Annotated in this window: 15 protein-coding genes and 1 pseudogene; 5 read left to right on the top strand and 11 right to left on the bottom strand. The window is 65.5% G+C overall.

Annotation, left to right across the window (positions count from 1 at the left end; translation table 11 throughout):
• Positions 1-18 precede the first annotated feature (18 nt).
• The 6 genes and pseudogenes from ilvD to L2Y97_RS20800 all read right to left on the bottom strand — a co-directional run.
• Positions 19-1,779 (bottom strand): dihydroxy-acid dehydratase, encoded by a 1,761-nt coding sequence (gene ilvD, locus L2Y97_RS20825; RefSeq protein WP_247430521.1) that lies wholly within the window; start codon positions 1,777-1,779, stop codon positions 19-21.
• On the bottom strand, positions 1,776-2,843 hold the full coding sequence (gene leuB / locus L2Y97_RS20820) for a 3-isopropylmalate dehydrogenase (protein ID WP_247430519.1): 1,068 nt from the start codon (positions 2,841-2,843) through the stop codon (positions 1,776-1,778). Before leuB ends, ilvD begins: the two co-directional genes overlap by 4 nt.
• Positions 2,840-3,436: a 3-isopropylmalate dehydratase small subunit gene (gene leuD, locus L2Y97_RS20815; RefSeq protein ID WP_247430518.1), complete on the bottom strand. Its 597-nt coding sequence runs from the start codon at positions 3,434-3,436 to the stop codon at positions 2,840-2,842. The genes leuB and leuD overlap by 4 nt, the downstream gene beginning before the upstream one ends.
• On the bottom strand, positions 3,433-4,848 hold the full coding sequence (leuC, locus tag L2Y97_RS20810; RefSeq protein WP_247430516.1) for a 3-isopropylmalate dehydratase large subunit: 1,416 nt from the start codon (positions 4,846-4,848) through the stop codon (positions 3,433-3,435). Before leuC ends, leuD begins: the two co-directional genes overlap by 4 nt.
• Entirely contained in the window at positions 4,845-5,792 is a 948-nt protein-coding gene (locus L2Y97_RS20805; protein WP_247430514.1) for a branched-chain amino acid transaminase, read from the bottom strand. Before L2Y97_RS20805 ends, leuC begins: the two co-directional genes overlap by 4 nt.
• A 40-nt stretch (positions 5,793-5,832) precedes the next feature.
• Positions 5,833-7,032, bottom strand: a pseudogene (locus L2Y97_RS20800) (2-isopropylmalate synthase); the annotation flags it as partial.
• A 704-nt stretch (positions 7,033-7,736) separates the two neighbouring features.
• On the opposite strand from L2Y97_RS20800, the gene L2Y97_RS20795 reads away from it, so the two are divergent.
• Entirely contained in the window at positions 7,737-9,032 is a 1,296-nt protein-coding gene (locus L2Y97_RS20795; protein WP_247430512.1) for an OprD family outer membrane porin, read from the top strand.
• Between the two features lie 8 nt (positions 9,033-9,040).
• Here L2Y97_RS20795 and thrC read toward each other — a convergent pair whose 3' ends face one another.
• From thrC to L2Y97_RS20770, 5 genes are all read right to left on the bottom strand, one after another.
• Entirely contained in the window at positions 9,041-10,321 is a 1,281-nt protein-coding gene (gene thrC, locus L2Y97_RS20790; protein ID WP_247430510.1) for a threonine synthase, read from the bottom strand.
• A gap of 2 nt (positions 10,322-10,323) precedes the next feature.
• On the bottom strand, positions 10,324-11,280 hold the full coding sequence (locus L2Y97_RS20785; RefSeq protein WP_425492800.1) for a homoserine kinase: 957 nt from the start codon (positions 11,278-11,280) through the stop codon (positions 10,324-10,326).
• On the bottom strand, positions 11,268-12,416 hold the full coding sequence (locus tag L2Y97_RS20780) for a homoserine dehydrogenase family protein (RefSeq protein ID WP_425492799.1): 1,149 nt from the start codon (positions 12,414-12,416) through the stop codon (positions 11,268-11,270). The genes L2Y97_RS20785 and L2Y97_RS20780 overlap by 13 nt, the downstream gene beginning before the upstream one ends.
• A 425-nt stretch (positions 12,417-12,841) precedes the next feature.
• Positions 12,842-14,833: a bifunctional 2',3'-cyclic-nucleotide 2'-phosphodiesterase/3'-nucleotidase gene (locus tag L2Y97_RS20775; protein ID WP_247430508.1), complete on the bottom strand. Its 1,992-nt coding sequence runs from the start codon at positions 14,831-14,833 to the stop codon at positions 12,842-12,844.
• Positions 14,834-15,020: 187 nt separating this feature from the next.
• Entirely contained in the window at positions 15,021-16,949 is a 1,929-nt protein-coding gene (locus L2Y97_RS20770; protein WP_247430506.1) for an alkaline phosphatase family protein, read from the bottom strand.
• 213 nt (positions 16,950-17,162) lie between these two features.
• Between L2Y97_RS20770 and L2Y97_RS20765 the strand changes: the two genes are divergently transcribed.
• The 4 genes from L2Y97_RS20765 (at position 17,163) to L2Y97_RS20750 (ending at position 24,079) form a co-directional block, all read left to right on the top strand.
• Entirely contained in the window at positions 17,163-19,454 is a 2,292-nt protein-coding gene (locus tag L2Y97_RS20765) for a TonB-dependent receptor (protein WP_247430503.1), read from the top strand.
• Entirely contained in the window at positions 19,454-20,551 is a 1,098-nt protein-coding gene (locus L2Y97_RS20760) for a glycerophosphodiester phosphodiesterase (RefSeq protein ID WP_425492798.1), read from the top strand. Before L2Y97_RS20765 ends, L2Y97_RS20760 begins: the two co-directional genes overlap by 1 nt.
• A gap of 171 nt (positions 20,552-20,722) precedes the next feature.
• Positions 20,723-22,222 carry an amino acid permease gene (locus L2Y97_RS20755; protein WP_247430502.1) on the top strand — a complete coding sequence of 500 codons (1,500 nt, stop codon included), beginning with the start codon at positions 20,723-20,725 and terminating at the stop codon, positions 22,220-22,222.
• Between the two features lie 150 nt (positions 22,223-22,372).
• Entirely contained in the window at positions 22,373-24,079 is a 1,707-nt protein-coding gene (locus tag L2Y97_RS20750) for a ShlB/FhaC/HecB family hemolysin secretion/activation protein (RefSeq protein WP_247430499.1), read from the top strand.
• Positions 24,080-24,092 lie beyond the last annotated feature (13 nt).

Below are 24,092 nucleotides of genomic sequence, written 5' to 3'. Positions count from 1 at the left end.
ACGCCCCACAAAACGAACTCAGTTGCCGATCAGTTCCTGCGTGAGGTCCTCATCCTCGATTTCGCGGCGCACCCGCTGGCTCGTCGCCGGCGCATCGTCAAAGGCCTGTGTGACTGCACCCTCAGCAGCGGATCCCACCAGGCGCGCGTACTTGGCAAGCACGCCACGCATCACCTTCGGTGGCGTGGGGCGCCAGGCAGCGCGGCGCGAGGCGAGGTCCGCATCGGTGCGTAGTTCGCGGGTAGTGGCATCGATGAAGATGGCGTCGCCTTCGCGGATCAGGCCGATCGGGCCACCACGCGCGGCTTCCGGTGCGATGTGGCCCACCATGAAGCCATGCGTCGCGCCACTGAAGCGGCCATCGGTGATCAGGGCCACGTCGTTGCCCAACCCACGGCCGACCAGCGCCGCGGTGACGGCCAGCATCTCGCGCATGCCGGGGCCGCCCGCGGGGCCTTCATTACGGATGACCATGACGTCACCCGCGCGGATGCGCCCTGCCTGCACGGCGGCGAAGGCTTCTTCTTCGCTCTCGAACACGCGCGCCGGCCCCGCATGGCTCGTGCGGCCGTGGCCGGCCAGCTTAAGGATGCAGCCCTCGGGCGACAGGTTGCCGTACAGGATGCTGTAACCACCACGCGGCTTGAACGCATCGGCGACGCTGCGAACGACCACCTGGCCTTCCGTCGCGGGCGGTGCGGCGTCGAGTTCTTCGAACATCGTGTGGCCGGTAACGGTGGCCGTGTTCTTCAGCATGCCTGCCTTGCGCAGCTCCCGCGCCACGATGGCGACACCACCGGCGGCCGACATCTCGACCGCGCTGTAGCGGCCACCCGGCATCAGGTCAGCGATGACGGGCGTGTTCTTCGAGGCGGGCTCGAAGTCCTCGATCGACAGCGGCACGCGGGCTTCGTTGGCCATTGCCAGCAGATGCAGCACGGCGTTCGTGGAGCCCGCGGTGGCGGCGACCACGCGCGCGGCGTTATCGAACGCATCGCGGGTCATCACGTCACGCGGCTTGCGGTCGGCTTCCAGGCAGGCCATGGCCAGTTCGCCGCAACGGAACGCCGCCGCGCGCTTGGCCGGGTCGGTCGCGGGGATGTCGTTCAGGCCGACCGGGGTCAGCCCCAGCATGGTCAGCACCATCGCCATGGTGTTCGCGGTGTACTGACCGCCGCATGCACCGGCGCCGGGGCAGGCGTGGCGCTCCACGTCGTCCAGTTCCTCGTCGGTGATCTTGCCCGCGCCATGTGCGCCCACCGCTTCGAAGACGTTCTGCACGGTGATCGAGCAACCGTTGCGCTTGCCGTGGTCGATGCTGCCACCGTACAGCGCCACGCCCGGGATGTTCAGGCGGGCCAGCGCCATGGCGGCGGCCGGGATGGTCTTGTCGCAACCACACAGCACCACCATCGCATCCAGGCAGTGGCCATCCACGGCCAGCTCGATTGAATCGGTGATCACTTCGCGGCTGACCAGCGACGAACGCATGCCGGTCGTGCCCATGGCGATGCCATCGGTGACGGCGATGGTGTTGAACTCCACTGGCGTGCCGCCCGCTGCACGCACGCCTTCGGCGGCGGCTTCGGCGAGCTCGCGCAGGTTGAGGTTGCACGGCGAGACGTTGGACCAGCTGTGCACGATGGCGACCATCGGCCTGGCGATCGCATCATCGTCCAGGCCCGTGGCGCGCAACATGGCGCGGGCCGGCGCGCGATCCGGTCCGGTCTTGATCGCATCGCTGCGCAGCGTGCGGATGGGGATCTTCCGGGTGCTCATGCGGCCTCCGCCTTGGCTTGGATGGCGTCCAGGACGGAACGGGTCACGGCGTGCGTCGTGGCCGTACCGCCCAGGTCGCGAGTGAGGTTGGCGTGTTCCAGAACGTGGTCCACGGCGTCTTCGACCGCTGCGGCTTCGTCGGCCAGGCCGAGCGAATGGCGCAGCAGCATCGCCGCGGAGAGGATCGTGCCCAGAGGATTCGCCGCTGCCTGACCGGCGATATCCGGTGCCGAGCCATGGATGGGCTCATAGATGCCCGCCCCGGGGCCGCCGATCGATGCGGAGGGCGACAGCCCCAGCGAGCCAGCCAGCACCGAGGCTTCATCGGTCAGGATGTCGCCGAACATGTTCTCGGTGACGATCACGTCGTAGTCGGCGGGATGGGTGAGCAGGTGCATGGCCATCGAATCGACCAGCTGATGTTCCAGCGCCACATCCGGGAACTCGGTCGCGACACGCGTGGCGACCGAACGCCACAGGCGCGAGGTTTCCAGCACGTTGGCCTTGTCCACCGAGGTAACTTTCTTGCGGCGGTTGCGGGCCAGTTCGAAGGCATGGCGCACGACGCGCTCCACTTCCTCGACGCTGTAGCGGCATTCGTCCGTTGCATCGGTGTCGCTGCGCGTCTTGGCGCCGAAGTAGATACCGCCGGTGAGTTCGCGGATGAAGACCAGATCCACGCCCGCGGTGCGCTCCGGCTTCAGCGGCGACAGCGCGGCGGTGCGTGGGTGCAGTTTCAGCGGGCGCACGTTGGCGAAGACGCCGAGCATCTTGCGCATGGCGAGCAGGCCCTGCTCGGGGCGTACCTTGGCCGAGGGATCAGACCATTTGGGGCCGCCCACCGCGCCGAGCAGGATGGCATCACACGCCAGCAGCGCATCACGCGTTTCCTGCGGCAACGGGTCGCCAAAGCGATCGATGGCGTCCCCACCGATCGCATGCTCGGTAAAGGAGAACGCGTGGCCGAAACGCTCGGCGACCGCACGCAGTACGGCGACGCCGGCCGCGGCGACCTCCGGACCGATGCCGTCACCCGGCAATACGACGATGTTGGCCTTCTTCATGCTGCTTTCTCCATGCGTTGTTCATAGGCGCCGATGGCGTCGTCCTGCTGCAGCAGGAAGCCCATCTGGTCCACGCCGTTGAGCAGGCAGTGGCGGGCGAACGGTTCAAGATCGAAATGGATGTTTCCGCCGTCGGGAAGGCGGATGGTCCCGCTGGCGATATCGATGCGCAGTTCGACGCCGGGGTTATCCAACAGCCAACGGTGCTCGGCACCGGAAAGGACGATGGCGAGCAGGCCGTTCTTCAGCGAATTGCCGCGGAAGATGTCCGCGATCTCGCTGGAGATCACCGCCTGGATGCCGTAATCCAGCAGCGCCCACGGGGCGTGTTCGCGCGAGGAGCCGCAGCCGAAGTTGTGGCCGGCCACCAGGATGGAGCAGCCGCGGGCGGCCGGCTGGTTCAATGCGAACGCGGGGTTGTCGCTGCCGTCGGCGGCGTAACGCCAATCCTCGAAGCAATGCTTGCCCAGGCCGGTGCGCTCGGTGGTGGTGAGAAAGCGCGCCGGGATGATGCGGTCGGTATCGATGTTTTCATCGCGCAGCACGGCCGTGCGCGAGTGCACGTAGGTGAGCGGGCGGGTGGTGGTGCTCATGCGGCGGCTTCCTGGTTCATGTACTCGCGCGGATCGGCGACGTGGCCGGCCACGGCCGAGGCCGCGGCGACCAGCGGGCTGGCCAGCACGGTGCGTGCGCCCTTGCCCTGGCGGCCCTCGAAGTTGCGGTTACTGGTGGCGACGACGAGCTGGCCTGGCTGGGCCATGTCGCCGTTCATGGCGATGCACATGGAGCAGCCCGGCTGGCGCCATTCCGCGCCGGCTTCGAGGAACACGTGGTGCAGGCCTTCACTTTCGGCATCGCGGCGCACCTGTTCGGAGCCCGGCACCACCAGCATGCGCACGCCCTCGGCCACGCGGCGGCCACGCAGGATCTCCGCGGCGGCACGCAGGTCGGACAGGCGCCCGTTGGTACAGCTGCCGATGAAGACGACATCGACGGCCTCGCCCGTGATCGGCTTGCCGGCGGTGACCTTCATGTAATCCAGTGCGCGCTGTTCCAGCGCATCCGCCGCAGCGGGCACCTGCGCGTGGATGGGCATGACCATGCCCGGGTGAGTGCCATACGTGACCGAGGGCTGGATAGCCGATGCATCGATGCGCACTTCACGGTCATACGTGGCACCGTCGTCGGTGGCGAGCGCGCGCCAGCGGGCGACGGCCTCGTCCCACGCCGCACCCTGCGGTGCACGTTCGCGGCCCTTCAGCCAGGCAAACGTCGTATCGTCCGGCGCAACCAGGCCCGCACGGGCACCGGCTTCGATCGACATGTTGCAGACGGTCATCCGCTCTTCCATCGACATGGCGCGGATCGCTTCGCCGGTGTACTCCAGCACGTAGCCGGTACCGCCGCCGATGCCGATCTTCCCGATGATGTGCAGGATCAGGTCCTTTGCAGTGACGCCCTGCTGCAACTGGCCATCCACATGGATGGCGAACGACTTGGGTTTGCGCTGGAGCAGACACTGCGTGGCCAGCACATGGCCGACTTCCGTGGTGCCGATGCCGAAGGCCAGCGAACCGAACGCACCGTGGGTAGCCGTGTGGCTGTCACCGCATACGATGGTCATGCCCGGATGGGTGGCACCCACTTCCGGGCCCGCGACATGCACGACGCCGCGGTGCGGGCTATCCCAGCCCATCAGGTCGATGCCGAACTCGCGCACGTTGGCTTCGAGTTTTGCGACCTGGGCCTCGGCTTCCTTCGTGAAGTACGGGCGCTTGCCGTCGGTGCCGGCAGGCAAGGTTGGGGTGGAGTGATCCAGCGTGGCCAGCGTGCGATCCGGGCGGCGCACCTTCAGGCCGCGAGCGCGCAGCTCATCGAAGGCCTGCGGTGAGGTCACTTCGTGGACCATGTGCAGGTCGATGTACAGCACGCCCGGCGTGCTTTCCGTTTCGGCCTTTACCTGGTGGGCATCCCACAGCTTGTCGAACAGGGTGCGCGCACTCATGCCGCGACCCTCCCGGCGGTGGCTTCTTCCACCGGTGACAGCCAGCCCCAACGATCTTCCGTACGGCCATCGAACAGGCCGAAGAAGGCATCCTGCAGGGCGCGGGTGATGGGGCCGGGGCGGCCGCTGCCGACCGGCTTGCGATCGACCGAGCGCACGGCCGTCACTTCGGCGGCCGTACCCGTCATGAACACTTCGTCGGCGAAGTACAGCATCTCGCGCGGCAGCGGCTGTTCGACCACTTCGTAGCCCAGGTCCTTGGCCAGGGTGAGCACTGAATCGCGGGTGATGCCGCACAGGATCGATGCGGCGGCTGGCGGCGTGTAGATCACGCCCTTGCGCACGACGAAAAGGTTCTCGCCCGCACCTTCGCTCAGCAGGCCGTCGGTGCCGAGTGCGATGCCTTCGGCATAGCCGCCGTTCACTGCTTCACGGGCGATCAGCTGGCTGTTGAGGTAGTTGCCGCCGGCCTTGGCACCGCTCGGGAAGGTGTTCGGGGCCGCGCGGTTCCACGAGGACACGCACACATCCACACCCTTCTCGATCGCATCGGCACCGTGGTAAGCGCCCCACGGCAGCGCGATGATCGCGACATCCACGGCGGTATCCAGCGAGGGTGCCAGGCTGAACGTGAAACCGCTGCGGTACACGATGGGGCGCACGTAGGCGGATTGCAGGTTGTTCGCGACGATGACTTCGCGGCAGGCGCGGTTCAGCGTGGCAGCGTCGTACGGCATCACCAGGTCGTACACGCGCGCGGAGTGGAACAGGCGCTCGGTGTGCTCGTCCAGGCGGAAGTAACGGGGGCCATCCGGCGTGCTGTACACGCGGATGCCTTCAAATACCGAGGAACCGTAGTGCAGCGCATGCGCGCCGACGTGGCAGGTGGCTTCGGCCCAGGCCTTGATACGGCCGTTGTGCCAGAGATGGGTCGGGGCTTCCATGGTTCCTCCTTCAGGACTGGACCGCGACGGCCGCGGTCTCGCTTTCAGCCTCGTATGCGCCCATCAGGGCGACGAGGTCATCGTTGGTGACAGAGCGCTGGCGGTCGGCGACGACCTTGAAACGCTCGAAGACGGTATCCAGCGTGGTTTCATCGACCTCGTACTCGAGCTCGACCAGGCGCTGGCGCAGGGCGTGGCGACCGGAATGCTTGCCGAGGACCAGCGAGGTCTTCGCGCCGACATCCTGCGGACTCATGATTTCGTAGGTGCCGCGGTGCTTGAGCATGCCGTGCTGGTGGATGCCCGATTCGTGCGCGAAGGCGTTATCGCCCACGATGGCCTTGTTGCGCGGCACGGCCTGGCCGGTCACTTCGGTGAGCAGGCGCGAGGTCGGGTACAGGTGCTGGGTGACGATGCCGGTATCGAGCTTGAACAGCGGCCGGCGCGTGTGCAGCGCCATGACGATTTCTTCCAGCGCGGCGTTGCCGGCGCGCTCGCCGATGCCATTGATCGTGCATTCCACCTGGCGGGCGCCGGCGCTGATCGCGGCCAGGCTGTTCGCCACCGCCATGCCCAGGTCATCGTGGCAATGCGCGGAGAAGATGACCTTATCCGCACCGCGCACGTTCGCCTGCAGGTAGCGGAACATCTCGGTGATTTCGGCGGGGGTGGTGTAACCGACGGTGTCGGGGGCGTTGAGCACGCAGGCGCCGGCTTCAACGGCGACCGAGAAGATCTCGGCGAGGTAATCCGGCTCGGTGCGCAGGGCATCTTCGGCGGAGAATTCAACTTCGTGGGCCAGGGCCTTGGCCCTTGCGATCGCCGTGGCGGCGATATCGATCACTTCTTGCTTTGATTTCCCCAGCTTGTGTTCGCGGTGCAGGGGAGAGGTGGACAGGAACAGGTGGATCCGTGAATGCCTTGCGCCTTCCAGGGCCCTTCCGGCGGCATCGATGTCACCGGGTTGGCATCGCGCCAGCGCGGCGACCGTGGGGCGTTTCAGTGTCCTTGCGATCTCGGCGACGGCGGCGAAATCATCGGGTGAAGCCTGCGGAAACCCCGCTTCGATGATATCGACGCCCAGGTCTTCCAGGGCTTGGGCCATGCGCAGTTTGGCGCGCCGGTCCATGGAAAACCCAGGGGCCTGCTCGCCGTCGCGCAAGGTGGTGTCGAAGATACGCACGCGGCCTACGTCGCTTTCGACGTCGCCGTGTGTACTGCCCTGGTGTGCTGGATTCATGTCTGGCTCCGCTCGTTGTCGAGGCGGGCCGGGCAATAAAAAACCCCGCATCCGTGTCCGGGTGCGGGGTTCTTAAGGAGTCTTCAGGTTATTTTCGTTTCACCTGGACACTTGCCCTTAGCCCGCACCTCCGCAGGTAATAAGTACAAGGTTAATAAGAAGGAGGCCGCCGCCGAGACGCAGCTTTCCGTCGACCTTGGTAAGTCGATTCAGGGAAAAGCGGCCATGGGTGGTGCGCTGCGTCATGCGGTCGAACGTACGTCACCCGTTTGACGCCTGTCAACAGTTTTCGCTGAAAGAATTTTCCTAGGAGCGTTTGGACGGCTATCCGTCCGTCCCGTGGTTTGGTCGCGGGACCGCGTGGAAATGCTGGTTACGGGTAAGTGGTATGCACCGCAGTGAGCACCGGAAATGCCACGGCTCGCCGCCATTGGTTGCATGTGAAACAACGCCGGAACGAAGACTGAAGCGTCGAGGCGGAGCTGTTCGGCGATCGCTTGTGGTTGCACGCCATTCGCCTGGCCGCAGTAGCCCCTTCCTAATAGGCCCTATGGCGGCCGTGTTATCGTCCCGGTTGTTTCTTTGGCAACTATAAGGGTGTCGTGGCCGTGAGCCTGACCGAAAAAGAGTCCGTGTCCGTACGGGCCAGTGGATTTGCACCGGCGTACCGTCGGGCGCGGATGCTTCCCGGCCGGCGGGGCCTCATGGCTGGCTGTCTTGCCGTGGGGCTGGCTTGCATCGCCGGCGGGGCCCATGCGGATGACTTCTTCCGTGATGCGACCGTCAGCGGGGAGGTGCGCCTCTATCGCTTCGACCGCAACTACGACAACCCCTCGAGCAAGGACCAGTTCGCCAATTCGCTTGCCGGCCTGCTTACGGTCAAGAGCGGCAAGGTCGGCGGCTTCAGCCTGGTCGCGACAGGGTTCTCCGCCCATTCGTTCGGTACCCAGTCCAACGACGCGGGGCGCGTCGATACCTCGCTGATGGGTCCGGGCAACGTCATCGACGGCATCACCCAGGCTTATGCCGAATACACCAACCCGTGGGTGACCGTGCGCGGGGGTGATCAGTACCTCAATACGCCCTGGATGGGCCAGTCGGATTCGCGCATCATCCCGGCGTCCTACCAGGGCGCCATGGCTGATTTCAAGCCGGCGAAGGGCTGGGATATCTACGCGATCCGCACCCTGCGCTGGAAGAGCCGCACGTCGGAATCGTACAACGACGATAACGTCTACTATCCGTCGACCTACCACGGCGACAGCATGTACGGGAACAACGGATCGCTCCCTGCCAGCGCGCGTTCGCAGGGTGGCACCACCGCCATCGGCAGTACCTACGCCGGGGGTGGCCTGGCCGCACAGGCCTGGTACTACGATTTCGAGCATTTTGGCCGCCTGGGCTATGCGGATGGCATGTACACCATTCCCACGGGAACGATGCTGAAGCCCTTCGTCGGTGCGCAGCTGGTGCGCGAAACGAGCGGGTCGGACAATGTCATCGTCGATACGCAGACAAAGATCACCGGCCTCGCCGGCGAGCGTGTCGATGCGAAAGCGTGGGGCGTGGATGCGGGTGTCGGCGTCGGCAAGGCGAAGTTCGACATCTCGTACAACAAGCTTGCCAGCGATACCAATGCGGCCGGGGCGGGCGCCATCATCTCGCCTTACACCAACAGCTACGCGACCGATCCGCTCTACACCACGTCGATGCTGCGCGGCCTGGTGGAGCTCGGCGCGGGGCATGCCTGGAAAGCGCGTGCCCAATACAATTTCCTGCACGACGACCTGCAGCTGATCGCTTCGTACGCGCATTACGATACGGTGCTTCGTGGCACCAGCCACGATGTCTATGTCGACATCGTGTGGAAGCTCGACATGCTGCTGAAGGGCCTGCAACTGCGTGACCGCTGGGAACACACCGTGGGCGGGAACAACAACCTGAATCCAGGGAACCAGCCCTGGACCAATAACCGGTTGATGCTGAGTTACAAGTTCTGAGGCAGGCGTTACCAGCTACGCAGCCAATCGCCGAATAGTCGTTGATCAGCCGCCAGCGGCTCGGCGCTGGCGGTTCTCCCGAGCATCGTCGCCAGTGCCTCAGGCACATCCACCGGTCGCCCGATCAACGGTTCGACGACCGTCTCGAACTTGGCCGGGTGTGCCGTCGCGGCCATGGTCCATGCCCGCGAATCACCCGCGATGCGCCGTTGCTCGAACACGCGGATCGCCGTCGCCGTGTGCGGGCAGAACACCTCGCCATCCGTGGCGGCATGGCGGCGGATCACATCGCGGATCGTGGCGTCGTCGATGCCGTGGGCGGCGCCGTTGAAACGGGTCGCTTCCTCGCTGCCGAAAAGGTGGACCAGACGCTCGAAGTTGCTGGGCGCACCCACATCCATGGCGTTGGCGATGGTGGCAATCGCATCGCGTGCCCGGTAGGGCTGGCCGCCGAAAAACTCGGGAAGCGTATCGTTGGCGTTACAGGCGAAGACGACCTCGCCGATGGGCAGGCCGATCTCACGCGCCCACAGGCAAGCCACGGCGTTGCCGAGATTGCCGGTTGGCACGATGACGTTCATGGGCTTGTCATCGGCATGTAGCGCCGCGTGACCGAAGTACGCCATTTGGGGCAGCAAGCGACCGAGGCTGATGCTGTTCGCGGATGAGAGCGGCACGTCGGCCTGCAACGATGGGTCGCCGAATGCGCCTTTCACCAGCCGCTGGCAGTCATCGAAGCTGCCTTCCACGCGAATCGCGCGAACGTTCCCACCAAAGCTGCCGAGCTGGTGGGCCTGGCGTGGCGAGACGCGGTTATCCGGGTAGAGGATGGCGACGCGAACACCGGGGACACCGTGGAACGCCGCGCCGACAGCCGCACCCGTATCGCCCGAGGTGGCCACAAGGATGGTCAGCGCCCGGTTTTCACCTGCACGCAGCCGCGCGATGCAGGCCGCAAGAAAGCGCGCGCCGAAATCCTTGAATGCCGCGGTGGGGCCATGGAACAGTTCCAGCACATGCGCGCCGGCGATCTTCAGCTCGCGCCGCGGCGCGGGGTGCGAGAAGGCTTCCGCACAAATCGCCTCCAGTTCACCCGCCAGTGCATCGCCTTCGAAGAAGGGCTCGAGCATGGCTGCCGCGGTGCTGGCCAGGTAGCCACCGGAAGGCAGCTTGCCAAGGCGCGGCATGGCTTCAGGTACGTAAAGCCCGCCATCCGGCGCAAGCCCGGTGGCGATCGCGGAAGAAAGCGACACAGGCGCGGCACCGCCGCGCGTACTCACATAGCGCATCGTTACACCACTCGCGCCGCAGGGCCGTCGATCGGCGCGACCAGGGCATCGCTGCGGTGGCCGGCATGGCGGAACGCGGCCTGCATATCGTGCGCGGCGGCTACGGCGGCGGCGCGGTCTTCGAACCAGCCAAACACGCTGGGGCCGGCACCGGAGATGCTGGCACCGAAGGCGCCGTGGTCGAGCGCGGCCTGCTTTACCGCATAGAAGCCGGGGATTAGCGGGGCACGGCGTGGTTCCACCAGCACATCGGAAAGGCCTTCGCGTACCAGTGCGGCTTCACCGCGGTAGCAACCGGCCAGCACCATGGCCAGGTTGGCGCTTTGTGCGACGAACTCACCGAGCGCGTAGTTGCCTGCGAGCGCGGCACGTGCCTTGCGGGTCTCGAGCACCACGTGGGGGTGCACCAACGCGCAATGCCACTCGGCCGGTACGGGAACGCGCACGAGCCGCTTATCCGTGGCCAGGACCAGGCCGCCCAGCAACATGGGGCCGAGGTTATCGCCGTGGCGGCTACCACTGGCAACGACCTCACCATCCATCGCGAACGGGTACAACGCTTCGCGCGGCAGCGGTTCATCGAGCAGTGCATTCGCGGCGACGACGGCGGCCACGCACGACGCGGCCGAGCCACCCATGCCGGAACCCAGCGCGATGCCCTTGTGCAGCGTGAGCTCAAAGCCGAAAGGCAGGTTCAGGCCACGCAGCATCGAAAGCAGCGCGGCACCAGCCGTGTTGTCCTCGGGCTTCAGCGGCAGATCGGTGATCACGCCATGGATGGCGGCGATGCGCACTTCGCGCTCGGGAATCCGGCGCACCTCGGCGCGGTCGCCGGCGCCTTCCACGGTGTGGCCAAGGATGTCGAAGCCGATACCCACGTTACCGACGCTGGCGTAGGCCTCGGCGGTGGCGACATCGGTACGGGCGAGGGGCGAGGTGTCTTCTTTCAGCATGCGCATCGTTTTACTCCCATGGCGCCGGCCACGCGCAGCAGGTCCGTGAACACCGCCGCCGCCGTGACCTCGGGACCGGCACCCGGCCCCTGGACTACCAGGGCATTGTCGCAGTATCGGCGCGTGGCGAAACGCACCACGTTATCGGTGAGCTGGCCATGGGCGAAGGCATGGCTACGCTCCAGCACCTGCACGCCCACCGACGCGCCGTCGCGGTCCAGTCGCGCCACGTGGCGGAGCACGCCACCCGCGGCCCGGGCCTGGGCAAGGAGCGAAGCCATTGGGGTATCCATGGCGGGCAGGGCTTCCATGAAGTCCTCACGGCCCAGCTCCGCCAGCTCGGCCGGCACCAGGCTGGACACGGCCACGTCATCGAGCGACAGCGCCACGCCGGCCTCGCGGGCCAGGATCACCAGTTTGCGGGCCACGTCCATACCGGAAAGGTCATCGCGCGGGTCCGGCTCCGTGTAGCCCAGCGCGTGGGCCTCGCGGACCAGGGCGGAGAAGGGCACCGAGCCATCAAAGCGGTTGAACAGCCACGCCAGGGTGCCCGAGAGCATGCCCTCGACGGCCTGCAGCTCATCGCCCGTGTCGATCAGGTCGCGCAGGGTCTGGACCACCGGCAGGCCGGCGCCCACCGTGCCTTCGTAATGCAGGCGGGCGCCGCTGGCATCGGAGGCGCGGGCGATGGCCTGCCAGCGGTTGAGGCAGCCGCTGGCGGCGCGCTTGTTGGGGGTCACCACGTGGATGCCGGCGGCTAGCCAGCCGGCGTAGTGGTCGGCGACCGCATCGCTGGCCGTACAGTCGGCCAGTACGGCGGCCTCACCCTGGTGGCCGGCCACGTAGGCGGCGAAGTCATCCAGCGCCACCGGGCGCCAGGTCTGGGCACCGCCCATCCGGCCGTTCAGGGCCTCGTCGTCGCAATCCAGCCACATGTGCCGGCTGTCGCTGACGGCGCGCAGGCGCAGTTCCAGGCGGCATTCGCGCAGCAGGCGCGGGGCGGCGTGGCGCAGCTGGTGCAGGAAGGCGGTGCCCACCTTGCCCGGCCCGATGACGCCTACGTTGACGACGAGAGGGGGCGCGACCGCGCGTTGGGGCGCGGCACGTAGGGGCGAGCGGGGTAACGCGACGGCGATGGACACGGTAAAGCCTCCTGTGGAGGCCCGGCACTCATCGCAAGAAGGGTTTTCGGCTATGGATCCCGGCGCCGGTCCCGTCCTGCGGGAGGTCGGGCCGGCAGCGACATGGAACCTAAGCGCGCGCGGACTCCGATCCTCCGACCGTAGTGGTCGTAGTGGTGGTCGTAGTCGCGGTGGTGGTGGACGCAAGCGCGTAGGCCACGGAAGTGGCCCAGGTGGAACGCAGCGCTGGCGCGTTGGGATGCATGGCCCGAACTTAGGCCGCCGTTGTGCGGTGTGTCAAGCGGCAAAAAGTCATAGGGGCCCGGCTCGCCCCCCGTGGTGTAGGAGCCCACCCTGTGGGCGACGCCCTTCGCGGTGCGCAACAGAAGCTGTTGCCGTACAGCGTAAAGATGTCGCGCACAGGGTGCGATCCCACAGGAAGGGCGTTATTTCTTCGACAGGTCGATCGTGTACACCGCCGTGCCGTCGCCGTTGTCCTTCAGCTGGGTCACGTGCAGGCCCAGGCCCTTGGCGATGTCTTCCTTGCCGGCGGCGCCGGTAAAGGTCACCGGGCCCTTCACCTTCACCGGGACGAAGGTCCACGAGCGCTTGTCCACGAGCTTGGGGGTGATGGTCTTGTGCGCTTCCACCCACTTGATGACGACCTCGCGGTTGCCATCCGGTGCGTTGAGCACGACGGACTCGCCGTTCATGCCGGGGAACTCGCCACCGCCATTCGCGCGATAGCTGTTGGTCACTACCACGAACGGCTGGTTGTCCTTCACCGGCTTGCCCCTGTAGCGCGGGTTGCCGATGCGCTGGCCTTCCGGCTTGGTGACGTCGATGGTGTAGGTGATGCCGCCCTGCGCCTGGTCGAAGTTGTAGCCGGGCATCTTGCCGATCAGCGGCTGCTCGCCATCCTTCGACGGATCGATCTGGTTGAAGCGGTTGGCCGATTTCTCCAGCCACGCCTTCACGCCCGTGCCATCGATCTTCACCGCGGCCAGCGTGTTCGGGTAGAAGTACAGGTCCGATGCGCTGCGGATCGTCAGCGGGCCTTTCGGCACGTCGGTGTAATCATCCGGGCCACCGAAGCCGGTACGGAACGCCGAGGCGGTGGAGATGACCGGGACATCCTTCAGGTCCGGGCGCGAGCGGGACAGCTCGTCGCGCACGTAATCGATCTGCGCCGCATTGACGACGGCCAGCGCGGTCATGTTGCCTTCGTCGGCGAAGTAGCTGGTGAGTGCGTGGTCGGTTTCGCCGATCGGGGTATTCACGTACGCGACTGCGGCGTCATGCGCGTCCTTCACCAGCGGTGCGATCGTCGGATCCGCATCCACGCACTGGCCCTTCTTCTGGCAGATCGGGCGCACGGCGCTGTGGCTCTTGTCCTTCTCCACCACCCAGCGGCCCGCCTCGCGCTTCATCGTGAGGTTGATGACGCCCAGGTCCTTGCCGAAGAAGCCGCCCATCACCGCGGGCACGCCGCGGACGATGCCGCGCTTGGCATCCACTTCCTTCATGCCGTCATAGCGCGGCCCCGGGAATTCGGTGTGCGAGTGGCCGAGCAGTAGCGCATCGAAGCCCGGCACGCCCGCGAGGTACCAGCCGCCGTTCTCCATTTGCGGTGTGTACGGTTCGGTGTTCAGGCCGCCATGCAGGATGCCGACGACGAGGTCCGGATGCTGCGCCTGGATCTCCGGCATGTACTTCTGCGCGGCTTCAACCACGCCGGTGACCGTGACCTTGCCCTGCAGGTTGCGCTTGTCCCAGTCGAGGATCGGCGGCGGCGTAAAGCCGATGATGGCGATACGCACCTGGGTCGGCACGTCCTTGCCTGCGGCATTCTTAGCCATCACGGTCTTGGTGACGATGGTCCAGGGCTTGAAGATGGGCTTGCCATCCTTGGCGCTGTTGACGTTCGAGAGCACCAGCGGGAACTTCGGGCCCGCGCACTGTTGCGCCGTGACGCCATCGACGTTCATGGCCGTGTTGGTGACCTGCGCGAGGAACGGCAGGCCGTAGTTGAACTCGTGGTTGCCGGCGGTGCCGCCGTCATAGCCCACGCTATCCATGGCCTTGTAGATGCCCAGTTCGGTATCGCAGCCGACCGGCTTCACCAGTGCCTGGTAATCGGCCAGCACGCTGCCCTGGATCGTATCGCCGCTATCGAACAGCACCGTGTTCGGGAACTCCTTGCGCGCCTGGCGGATCAGCGTGGCCGTGCGCTCGTAGCCGAACGACGCATCGTCCTTCTGCTTGTAGTAGTCGTACGAAAGGATGTTCGAGTGGACATCGGTCGTCTCGAGGATCGCCAGGTCGAGGGTGGCGCCATCGGCCAGGGCGGCCGGCTTGCCGGGCTTATCGGCAGGGGTGCTGGCGCACGCGGCGAGCAGGGCGGCCGAGAGCGAGGCCAGCGCGAAGGGCTTGAACATCGGAAGGTTCCGTTTATCGGTGGATCAGGGGGCGGAAACTAGCAGAAACGCATGACAACCGCCTGTTGTCGTCCGTTGTAGGAGTCCACCCTGTGGGCGACATGTTCTCGCGAGCACGCGGCAGGCCCTGATGCGGCCGGGCGAAAGATGTCGCCCACAGGGTGGGCGCCCACCTTCGGGCGTGCCGCTAGGGACTGCGTTCGGCCTTGGCCTGGTCGAAGTAGGTGTAGGTCTTGCCGTTATCGGTCAGCTGCTTCGTCTTCAGCGTGAAGCGGTAGGTACTGCGGCCCATGGGGGTGCCGTCCACGCGGCGCACATCAAGGCCGGATACCGTGTCGGTGGTGATATCCACCGGTTTGGCCGAAAGGCCATCACCGTTGCGGCCTTCGATGGCTTCGCGCAAGACCCGGCCATCCGGCTTGCCCAGGTCCACGCCCAGCACGGCCGCCACTGTAGGGGCCACATCGACGTTGCCGCTGGGTAGTTCGCTGCGCACGTTCTTGCGGAAGTCCGGCCCGGTCATCAGTAGCGTGTTGTGCACATCCACGGGGCTGAAACTGCCGTGCATACCGCGCTCGTTGCTCATGCTGGTGTACACGGTGCCCCGGAAGCCCTGGATGACAGCGTCCGGATCGAAGTCGTAGCTGGCGACGATATCCGGGGCGCGCTTGTTCGCCAGGTGCACGGTGGCTAGGGGCAGCGTGCCGGGAATCTTGCCGTAGCGCGCATCGACGAAGATGGCGCCGAACATCTCGCGCGACTGCAGGAAGCGCACGGCTTTTTCGATCTGCGCGCGGTCATGCGAAGGCAGGTACAGGTATTCGCTGCCGCCGTTCGGCGCGATGACGAACGCATCCTTCGGCAGATTGGCCGGCACCTTGTAAGCGGACGTGGTGTAAGGGCCGGGCTTGCCACAAACACGCCCATCATCGTCGTAACGCGTGGGGTGTAGCGGCTTGCCATTCGCCAGGATGCCTGCCATCACCGGCGCATAAATGCAGCCGAAGCCATCGAAGGCCGTGAAGCCGGCCTGGGTCATCTCATCGGCCAGGCGGATCGCGCCGGAGGTCGAGAAGCCCCACTCGTCATCGACGTGGCCCACGCGTCCGTCGGCGATCTGGCGAAGCGGGAACAGATCACGCGGCCCGGCCACGTTGCTGTGCGCATGGTCGGAGACGATGATGAGGTCCGTATCGCGCTCCATGCCCAGTGCCTTCAGCGTCGCCTGTAGCTGGCCCAGCAGTTCATCCTGCGCACGCAGGGCGAGGTGGAAGTTGGGCGAGCCCACGCCGTACTGGTGTTCCGTGGAATCCGGATTGCGCAGCCACACGAAGCTGACATCGGGCTTTTCCACGGGGAGGATGTATTCGAGGAACGCCTTCATCAGGTAGGCATTCGAAGCGGTGGGTGGCGCGCCTGCGCCGTCGGAAGCATCCGAGGTGCTGCCATCCTTCAAGGTTACCAACGGCAACTGTGCGGTGGGCGTGCCGTTATCCGGTTCCAGATGGAAATGCTCGTCGTCGTACGCATGCACGATGTTCGCGGGCAGCGGGAAGCCGGCCTTCGAGAGCTTCTGCGCGAACGACAGCGGCAGCGCCACGTTCTCGTCCAGGATGGTGCCGCCCTCGTGGAGGTCCTGCAGGAAAGCGGGTCCGGACTTGCCGACCACGGCCGTTTTCAGGCCCTTTTTCCGCGCGCGCTCCAGCAACGTCGGCGCCTGCAGCAGGTCGTGGTGCCAGTGGTCATCGAGCGCGCGCAGCACGGCGTAATCTTCCGTGTAGATCGGCGCGGCGAAGTCGCTGGGCGCCCCTTTTGCATCGAACCCGCTGGCACCCGGTGCCCAGAAGCGGTTGCCGAAGAAGCCGATCGTCCCCGGGAATGAGCCCGTGGCGAAGCTCGAGGCGTTGATCATGGTGAACGTCGGATACGTCGCGTGGTTATCCGCGAAGTAGGTGCCTTGCTTGACCAGGACCGCCAGGTTTGGGGTGTCGTCCTCGCTGATGGCATCCGGGCGCATGCCATCCCACACGAACACGATGACGCGGTGGGCGGCGCTGGCCTGGCTGGAGGCAAGGGCGAGGACGAGCAGGGCGGCTAGGCGGTTGCGCAGTGACATGGAAGGGTCCGTGCAAGGGTTCGCCATTGTTGGGGTGAAGTGTTGCAGTTTTGCGCAGCCGCCGGGCGAACAGCCCGTCTTGACCGTTTGTAGCGCGGATTCACGTAACTGCGACCCCGTTCACCAAATGGCGTTTCAAACCACGGCCGTAAAGAAACGTAAATACATGCGCTCCACGCTCGTCGGCTTCCCTAACGTCGAGTCCCCCTTTCGATGAAGCACGCACGCTCCGCCCTGTTCCTCGCCCTTGCCGCTGCGGTCGCCTTCCAGGCCCATGCCGAAGACGCCCCGCCGCCGAAAACCCAGGACCTGGAAGCGGTGTCGGTGATCGGCCAGGGTGAAACCCGCCAGGTGCAGCGTATCGTGCCGGAGGACCAGAAAGTGCTCCCGCCGGGCACGAGTCCTCAGAAGATCCTCAACCGCTTGCCGGGCGTGAACGTCGAATCCAACGATGCCTTCGGCGCGAATGAAGAATCCCAGTCGATCACCCTGCGCGGCTTCAACACCACGCGCCTGGGCTACACGCTCGATGGCCTGCCGCTGGGCGATAACGCCTACGGTAACTACAACGGCCTGAACATCTCGCGCGCACTCATCGCCGAGAACATGTCCACCGTCGAGCTCTCCGAAGGCATCGGTGCACTCGGCACCGCCTCCACCAGCAACCTCGGCGGCACCATCCAGTACTTCTCCGCCGATCCGTCCACGAAATTTGGTGGCAAGGCTGCCCAGACCTTCGGCAGCGACCACAACCGCCGAAGCTATGCCCGCATCGATACCGGCGATTACAAGGGCTTTTCCATGTACCTCAGCGGCGTCAAGGCCGATGCGGACATGTGGGCGCAGCCGGGATCAAAGACCGACACCAAGCAGTTCAACGGCAAGGCGGTTTATGAGTTCGGTGATGGCAACCGCATCACCGGCTTCGCCGATACCTCGCGCACCAGCCAGGCCGATTACGCCTACCTGTCCAAGAGCGGCATGAGGCGCGGGCTGGGCTGGGACTGGAACCTGTATGCGCCGGACTGGAACCGGGCACTGGCCGCCGCTTATTGCGCACCGGCTTACACCATCGGCGGCGTGAAGGATGCGCGCTGCGGCTTCTCCGGGGGCGTCGACAATATCGATGACGCGTACTACCAGAGCCGCGCGCTGCGCCGCGATGATCTGTACTACGTCGCTGGCGACTTCAACGTGGCCGATGGCGGCACGCTGCACACGCAGGTGTACCACCACGAAAACGCCGGCCAGGGCCACTGGTGGTCGCCGGGCCAGAAGTCGTTCCCGGGCACGCCCGAGGAGTTGCCGATCAGCATCCGCAGCACCAACTACACGATCAACCGCACCGGTGCGATCGCGTCGCTGGCATGGGACTTTGGCATCCATCACGTAGAGGGTGGCGTGTGGTACGAGCAGAACGATCACCACGTCGAGCGCAACTTCTACTGGATCGACGGCCCGGTCAGCGATAACTATTACCTGCAGAACCCGGACCGCCGCCTGTTCGCCCAGGACTACACCATCACCACGAAGCAGGCCTACCTGCAGGACAGCTTCAAGGCGTTCGACGATCGTCTTTCGGTGGATATCGGTGTGAAGAGCCCGCACACCACGATGAAGGCGGTGGAACTGCCGGGCGTGGAAAGCCCGTATGCCACGGGCACGCTGAAGGCGCAGAAAGCCCTGCTGCCGCAGGTGGGCCTGGCCTGGCAGCTGGCCAAGGGCCAGGAGCTGTTCCTGTCGTATGCCAAGAACATCGCCTCCTTCCAGGGCGGTGGCGCGGGCGGCCCGCAGTCGGTCTCGCAGGCGGCATTTGATGGCACGAAGAGCAGCCTGAAGCCGGAGCAGTCGCGCAGCATCGACGGTGGTTTCCGCAGCGTGGGTTCGTTCTACGAAGCCTCCGTGGCGCTGTACGACGTGAAGTTCGATAACCGCCTGCTCTCGCTGAACCCGTGCCCGAGCATCGAGGTAGGTACGCGTCCGGAGTGCAATACGGCCTTCGTCAACGTCGGCTCGGTGAGCAGCCGTGGTGCGGAGTTCACCTTCATCTGGAAGCCGGTGCAGGGCCTGCAGTGGTACAACTCGGCCTCGTTCAACCGTTCGAAGTACGATGACAACTACGTCGCCAATGGCGTGGTGGTACCGGTGAAGGACAAGACCACGGTGGATACGCCCAAGCGCATGTTTGCCAGCGAGGTGAGCTACACCACGGGCCCGTGGACGGCGAGCCTGCGTGGCAAGTACACCGGCAAGCGCTACTACACCTACACGAATGACCAGAGCGTGGCCGGCGCCACCTCGTTCGATTTCGGTGCCAGCTATGATTTCGGCGCGCTCGGCCAGCTGAAGGCGCTGACCCTGTCGCTCAATGTCACCAACCTGACCGACCACCGTTACGCATCCAACCTCACGGCGTTTGCGGCCACCGATCCGCAGGGCCGGGCCCTGGCATTCCACGCCAGTGCCCCGCGGCAGAGCTTCGTCACCCTCTCGGCGGACTTCTGATGAAGACGACGGCGCTATCCTTTGGCCTCCTTGCCTTGTTGAGCGGAGCGTTGCCGATGACCGTGGAAGCCATGGATGCCCGTCCCATCGCCGCGAAGGTGCTGGTGATCGGCCACCGCGGGGCCAGCGCCCTTCGGCCCGAGCACACGCTGGCCTCGTACGCCGTCGCCATTCGCGATGGCGCCGACTTCATTGAGCCGGATCTGGTCTCGACGAAGGACGGCGTTCTCGTGGTTCGCCACGAGAACGAGATCGGCGGTACCACGGATGTCGCGAACCATCCGGAGTTCGCCAGCCGCAAGACCACGAAAACCGTGGATGGCGTACAAATCACCGGCTGGTTCACCGAGGACTTCACCCTGGCCGAGCTGAAGACGTTGCGTGCCCGCGAGCGCCTGGCCGATATCCGCAAGGCGAACACGGCGTACGACGGCCAGTTCACGGTGCCTACCTTCGACGAGATGATCGAGTTCGTGGCGGCCGAAGCGTCGGCCAGCGGCAAGGTGCTGGGCATCATTCCGGAGATCAAGCACTCCACGTACTTCCGCGGCATCGGCTTGCCCATGGAGGACAAGGTGCTGGCGACCCTGGCTGCCCATGCGTACACCCGCACGGCGCCGGCGGAGATCCAGTCGTTCGAGGTGGGCAACCTGAAGTACCTGCGTGGGAAGCTGGGTAAGGACCACCCGAACATCCGGCTGCTCCAGTTGATGGAAGGGGCGGAGGAGCGCCCGGCCGATGAGCCCTCCCTTACCTATGGGCAGATGATGACCCCGGCAGGCCTGAAGGCGGTGCGCGGCTACGCCGATGCCATTGGGCCCTCCACGCGCAGCATCATCCCGCTTGCGGCGGACGGGAAGCTGGCGCCCGTAGCCCCCTTGGTACACGACGCGCACGCGGCCGGCCTGGAGGTACACCCGTACACCTTCCGCCCGGAGAACCACTTCCTGGCCGCGAACTTTCGCAATGGTGCCGGCGATGCGGCGCGCAACGAGGACGGCTCGGTGGCCGAGATCCGTGCCTACCTGGCCACCGGCATCGATGCCTTCTTCACCGACGACCCGGCCCTGGGCCGCAAGGCCGTAGACCACCGCTAAGATTAGTCCCCTGTAGGAGCCCACCCTGTGGGCGACATCTTTCGCCGCAACGCCAAGTCCCTGTAACGCTTTCGCGAACGCCGTCGCCCACAGGGTGGGCTCCTACGGGCGACACGGCGCCTTCGGGCCCGTTATGATCCCCGGTCATTTGCCACGCCGCCGGATCGCCCCATGTCGCTAGCCAGGTTCCTTCGCCACAAGTCCGTCGAGCAGTTGCAGGCGGAAGTCGGTAAGCGGACGGATTTCCGCCGCGTCCTGGGCCTGTGGCAGCTCACCGCCATCGGTATCGGCGGCATCATCGGCGTGGGCATCTTCGTACTCGCCGGCCAGCAGGCAGCCATGAATGCCGGCCCGGCGGTGGCACTCAGCTTCATCATCGCCGGCCTGGGCAGCGCCTGCGCCGCCCTTTGCTACGCCGAATTCGCTGGCCTCATCCCGGTCACTGGCAGTGCCTACACCTACGGCTACGCGGTGCTCGGCGAAGGCGCGGCCTGGATCATCGGCTGGGATCTGCTACTCGAATACGCCCTGGTGGTGGCGGTGGTGGCCATTGGCTGGTCGGGCTACGTCCAGGTATTGCTTGCCACGGCGGGCGTGCATCTGCCGGAATGGGCGCAGAAGAGCATGAGCGCCGACACCATGAAGTTCTACTGGCAGCACGCCGTAGGCTCGCTGGGTGTCCACTTTGCGGAGCCCGTTGCCGCGCCGACCGATGGCCACCGCTTCAATATCATCGCTGCCGGCATCTCGCTGCTCGTCGCGATCATGCTTTCCGTGCGCACCGAGTGGGGCGCGCGTCTGAATACGTTGATCGTGTCGATCAAGGTCATCGGCGTGGCGCTCGTTATCGGCGTCGGCGCGTTCCACATCAACACTGCGAACTGGCATCCGTTCATCCCGGATCTCGTGTTCGACGCCAAGGGCGTGAGTCACTTTGGCTGGCAGGGCGTGCTCACCGGCGCGTCGGTCGTGTTCTTCGCCGTGTTCGGCTACGACACCCTGACCACGGCCGCGGAAGAAGCGAAGAATCCCCAGCGCGACCTGCCGCGCGCGGTGCTGCTCTCGCTCGCCGTCGCCATGATCCTGTACATCGCCGTTTCGCTGGTACTCACGGGCATCGTGCCGTACAGCTCGCTGAGCGGTGAAGCGTCGGTCTCCGATGCGTTCAACGCCATCGGCCTGCCGTGGATCAGCAACATCATCGCCATCGCCGCCGTCATCGGCGTGATCAGCGTGCTGTTCGCCTTCATGCTCGGTGCCGCCCGCATCTGGTTCGCGCTCTCCCGCGACGGCCTGCTGCCGGCGTGGTTCTCGAAAGTGCATCCGCGCTTTGGTACCCCGGCCCGTCCGACCATGATCCTCGGCATCTTCACCGCCGTGGTCGCCGGCCTGCTGCCGATTGGCGAAGTGGCGGAGCTGGTGAACATCGGCACGCTCAGTGCCTTCATCCTGATCTGCGCCTCGGTGCTCGTGCTGCGCGTGCGCAAGCCGAACCTGCAGCGCAACTTCCGCACGCCGGCGGTGTGGTTCACCGCGCCGCTCGGCATCCTGTTCTCGCTGGCGCTGATTTATGGCCTGCCGTGGATCACGTTTGAGCGGTTTGCGATCTGGATGGCGATTGGTCTGGTGGTTTACTTTGCTTATGGTGTGCGGCATAGCAAGCTGAACTGAGATGCCCGGCCGACACGTCGTGTAGGAATTCCCCTACACGACGTGTCGGCAAGCCCCTACGACGAAAGATCAGTCGGCGAGATGGTCTGGCTCTAAACTTTCCCCTCCTTGGAGCAGCGTGGCCTGGACTGGCCAGAAACAGGGGAAAACGTGAGCAAGATCTTCAAAAGGCGCCCCAGTGGCGCCTTTGCGGCCATTGGCGTGGCCGGCTTTTTGGTAGTTGTGACGGGCCTCGCACATGCGCAACAGGCTCAAACCCTAGACCAGCAAGAACAACGCGATCGCGCCCAGCGCGAGGCCCAGGCACGCCAGGATCAGCAACAGCAGCCGGATGTGAGGCTGGACGCCACGCGCGCGACGGACTTCCATCGGGTGGACGTCCCCAACGAGGCGGGGTGCTTCCGCGTATCGCGCGTGGCGCTGGAAGGTCGGCGCCTGGAGGCCTTCGCCTTCGCACAGCGTTACCTGGACCGTTATGTAGGTAAGTGCGTCGGCCACGATGGCGTCAACACCATCGTGCGTCGTGTCTCCGACTTGGTCATCGATCGGGGCTACGTCACCACGCGCATCGGCCTGGCTCCGCAGGATCTGTCCACCGGCACGCTGCGCCTGACGCTCGTGCCGGGGACGATCCATGCCGTTCGCTTCGCCAACGATTCGTTCGTGGGCACCTGGCAGACCGCGTTGCCCGCGCGTCCGGGCGACCTGCTCAACCTGCGCGATATCGAGCAGGGTCTGGAACAGTTCAAGCGCGTGCCGTCGCAAGACGTCACTATCGACATCGCGCCGGGTGAACAGCCGGGCGAGTCAGACCTGGTGATCAGCATGAAGCGCTCGCGCCCCTGGCACGTCGTGGTGTCGCTCGACGACAGCGGATCGCGCGCGACCGGGCGCCTGCAGGGTGGCCTCAACGTCGGCCTCGATAATCCGTTGCGCATCAACGACGTGCTGTCGCTGGGCTACAACCACGATGTCTACCACAGCGATGGACACAGTACGCGCGGGAACACAGCGAACTACGCCGCGCCCATCGGTAACTGGCTCGTGACCGCCTCAGTCTACGACTACAAGTATCACCAGACGGTTGAAGGCTCGCAGCAGACCTTCAGGTCCAGTGGCAAGTCGCGCACTACTGACATCACGGTGCAGCGCATGGTCCACCGGACGAAGTACGGCAAGACATCGGTGGAGCTGCGCATCGGCAAGCGCTGGGCGCACAGCTTCATTGAAGACTCCGAACTACTGACTCAGAAGCGCGATGTCACCACGGCCGAACTCGCGCTGGTCCAACGGCAATATCTTGGCAATGCCCAGTTGGACCTGCGGGTGGCGCATCGTCGTGGCGTCACCTGGTTCGGTGGCCAGCACGATCCCTGGGGCCAGTCGAAGGGATCGCCCACGTTCCAATACGGCCTGAATCTCATCGACACTTCGCTCAATGTGCCGTTCCAGGTGGGACGCATGCCTATGCAGTGGACGACGGAACTGCGCGCGCAACGCAGCAGCGACACGCTATACGCGTCGGAATTTATCACTATCGGTGGGCGCTATTCGGTACGCGGCTTCGATGGCGAGGAGACCTTGGCCGGTGAGCGGGGCTGGTACTGGCGCAACACGTTCAGCGTGCCCCTCGGCCACTGGCCCGTCGTCGCATACACCGGTATCGACGGCGGCCACGTTGGCGGCCCGAGCATCCGCGCACTTCCCGAGAAATCCCTGCGCGGTGAGTTCATCGGTCTGCGCGGCAGCTTAGGGCCCATCAGCTTCGACGCGTTCGCCGGCTGGGCGGACAAGGGCGGTCGCGCCCTGAACACGATGCGACCGGCGACGGGCTTCCAGCTCGTCTACCAGTACTGACAAGGACTGCACG

Source organism: Luteibacter aegosomatissinici (assembly GCF_023078495.1).
GTDB lineage: Bacteria > Pseudomonadota > Gammaproteobacteria > Xanthomonadales > Rhodanobacteraceae > Luteibacter > Luteibacter aegosomatissinici.
Note: the sequence above shows the minus strand (reverse complement) of the source record. Positions and strands in the feature narration are given on the sequence as shown.

Excerpts from the sequence above, each read along its gene's own strand:
- L2Y97_RS20785 (WP_425492800.1), bottom strand. The coding sequence starts at position 11,280 with ATGCGCATGCTGAAAGAAGACACCTCGCCCCTCGCCCGTACCGATGTC.
- L2Y97_RS20765 (WP_247430503.1), top strand. The coding sequence starts at position 17,163 with ATGAAGCACGCACGCTCCGCCCTGTTCCTCGCCCTTGCCGCTGCGGTC.
- L2Y97_RS20770 (WP_247430506.1), bottom strand. The coding sequence starts at position 16,949 with ATGTCACTGCGCAACCGCCTAGCCGCCCTGCTCGTCCTCGCCCTTGCC.
- leuC (WP_247430516.1), bottom strand. The coding sequence starts at position 4,848 with ATGAGTGCGCGCACCCTGTTCGACAAGCTGTGGGATGCCCACCAGGTA.
- leuB (WP_247430519.1), bottom strand. The coding sequence starts at position 2,843 with ATGAAGAAGGCCAACATCGTCGTATTGCCGGGTGACGGCATCGGTCCG.
- thrC (WP_247430510.1), bottom strand. The coding sequence starts at position 10,321 with ATGCGCTATGTGAGTACGCGCGGCGGTGCCGCGCCTGTGTCGCTTTCT.
- L2Y97_RS20795 (WP_247430512.1), top strand. The coding sequence starts at position 7,737 with ATGGCTGGCTGTCTTGCCGTGGGGCTGGCTTGCATCGCCGGCGGGGCC.
- L2Y97_RS20805 (WP_247430514.1), bottom strand. The coding sequence starts at position 5,792 with ATGGAAGCCCCGACCCATCTCTGGCACAACGGCCGTATCAAGGCCTGG.
- L2Y97_RS20775 (WP_247430508.1), bottom strand. The coding sequence starts at position 14,833 with ATGTTCAAGCCCTTCGCGCTGGCCTCGCTCTCGGCCGCCCTGCTCGCC.
- L2Y97_RS20755 (WP_247430502.1), top strand. The coding sequence starts at position 20,723 with ATGTCGCTAGCCAGGTTCCTTCGCCACAAGTCCGTCGAGCAGTTGCAG.
- ilvD (WP_247430521.1), bottom strand. The coding sequence starts at position 1,779 with ATGAGCACCCGGAAGATCCCCATCCGCACGCTGCGCAGCGATGCGATC.
- leuD (WP_247430518.1), bottom strand. The coding sequence starts at position 3,436 with ATGAGCACCACCACCCGCCCGCTCACCTACGTGCACTCGCGCACGGCC.
- L2Y97_RS20760 (WP_425492798.1), top strand. The coding sequence starts at position 19,454 with ATGAAGACGACGGCGCTATCCTTTGGCCTCCTTGCCTTGTTGAGCGGA.